Source organism: Pseudomonas sp. C9D1, from assembly GCF_056491235.1.
On record NZ_JBSZIE010000002.1, the window covers coordinates 3,240,565 to 3,242,396 of the forward strand.

At 66.5% G+C, this 1,832-nt stretch carries 2 protein-coding genes; both read right to left on the reverse strand.

Going from position 1 to position 1,832, the window contains the following annotated elements:
- Positions 1-8 precede the first annotated feature (8 nt).
- Positions 9-878 (reverse strand): peptidyl-prolyl cis-trans isomerase, encoded by an 870-nt coding sequence (locus ACXI0U_RS22985; protein ID WP_374979369.1) that lies wholly within the window; start codon positions 876-878, stop codon positions 9-11.
- A complete protein-coding gene (locus ACXI0U_RS22990) occupies positions 865-1,743 on the reverse strand; it encodes a peptidylprolyl isomerase (protein WP_479550880.1) in 879 nt (292 codons plus the stop codon). Before ACXI0U_RS22990 ends, ACXI0U_RS22985 begins: the two co-directional genes overlap by 14 nt.
- Positions 1,744-1,832 lie beyond the last annotated feature (89 nt).

Sequence of the window (1,832 nt, forward strand, 5' to 3'; positions counted from 1 at the left end):
CGGCTCATCTAGCGCGAGCTGTATTGCACCTTCACCTGGCGCGTCGCCTCTTCACTCAGGCTTTTCACCGCCTGTTTGAGGGCCTGCGGCGCCAGTTTCTCGCGTATCTCGCCACTCACTTCCGACAAAGGCCTGGCCGGCAGGCGCTCCTCGGCCGTTACCCGCACCAGCAACATCTGGCCGTCCACATAGAGCGGCGCGATGCTGCCTGCCGCGGTGGGTTCCACCAGGCTGCGCAGGGGCTGCTCCAGCAGTTCGGGCTTGATGCGGTTGCTGCGGTATTCCAGCGGCTTGCCGGCGGCGCGCCAGGCGGCCACCCGCTTCTGCCAGTCGTTGCCCTGCACCTCGGCACCGCTGAGCAGTGCGATGAGTTCGGCGCGCTGGGTTTCATCCAGCTCCTGGTCGCTGGTGATGATTTCGAAGCTCTTTTCCACGCCGCCGCCGAATTCCTCGGGGTGGCGCTGGTAGTAGTCGGCCACCTGCTCGCTGGTCACCGGCTCCGGCGTGGCGTGCTGCTCCAGGTAGTGGCGCACCAGCAGTTCTTCGCGGTAGGCCTGGGCCTTGAGGTCCAGCTGGGCGCGCTCGCCGGCATCCAGTTCGCGCTCGGCGAGCAGGGCCATGGCGCGGCTGGCCACCAGGCTGTCGAGGATCTTGCGTTCCACTTCGTCGTTGGCGAACAGCGGTGCCGACTCGCCCAGGGTGCGCTCGACGGTCAGCTCCAGCTGGGCCCGGGTGATAGGGCTTTCGTCCACCGTGACCAGGGTCGCCGACGGCTCGACCGGTACCTGCGCCAGGGCCTCGGCACCGTCGTCGTCACGGCAGCCGGCCAGCAGCAGCGCCGCCAGCAGGCAACCCAGCGTCCACTCAACCCGCGGCACGGTCTTCGCCTTCCTTGGCGGCAGTGCCCTCGGCAGGGGCCGGGGGCGTCTTGCGATCGATCTTCGCCGCCTTGGCCAGGCGCTCCAGTTCGGCCTGCTTGGCCTCCTGGCGCAGGCGATAGCGGATGTCGCCACTGACCGCTTCGAACGGCTGCTTCACCACCTGCGGCCCTTCGATCACCTTGATCACGTGGAAGCCGAAGGGAGTGACCACGGGCTCGGACAGCTCGCCAGGCTTCATGGCGAATACCTTGCCGCTGAACGCCGGGTCGATGGCGCCTTCCTGCAGCCAGCCAAGGTCACCGCCCTGCTTGGCGGACAGCTGGTCCTCGGAGAAGGTGGCGGCCAGCGCGGTGAAGTCCTCGCCGGCGTTGATCCGCGACTGCACTTCCTGGGCCTTGCTCAGCAGGGCCTGGCGCTCGTTCTCGCTCATGCCGGGGTTAGTGCGCAGGAGGATATGGGCGACGTGCACCTTGCGCGCCTGGAACTGGTCGGGGTTGATGGCGTAGAAGTTGCGCACCGCTTCGTCGGTCACCCGCTCGCGGAGGAACTCCTCGAAGTAGCGGCTGATCAGCATCTGCTTGCGGAACTCGGCCACCTCGGTCTCCACCTGCTCGGCGGGGAGCAGGCCCTGGGCTTCGATCTGGCCGGCCAGGCCTTCGCGCTCCAGGTACTCGTCCAGCTCGCGGCTGACCCATTCGGCGTTCTGCGCCGGAACCCGCTTGAACTTGAGGAAGGCGTCGAACTGCGCCTGGGTGACGGGCTTGCCGTTCACCTCGGCGATGGAATCGCTGGAGGAATCACAGCCCGCCAGGAGCAGGGCCAGGATCGAGGACGCCAAGGCGAGGCGTGGGAACTGCTTCATGGATCACCACCTTAATAAGGTCAAATTCCTTTTATCGCGGGTGCGATATACAGGTCGGCCACAAACAGGGGTGTGACTCGACTCACAAA

Coding starts and splice junctions, on each gene's coding strand:
- ACXI0U_RS22990 (WP_479550880.1), bottom strand. CDS start 1,743: ATGAAGCAGTTCCCACGCCTCGCCTTGGCGTCCTCGATCCTGGCCCTG.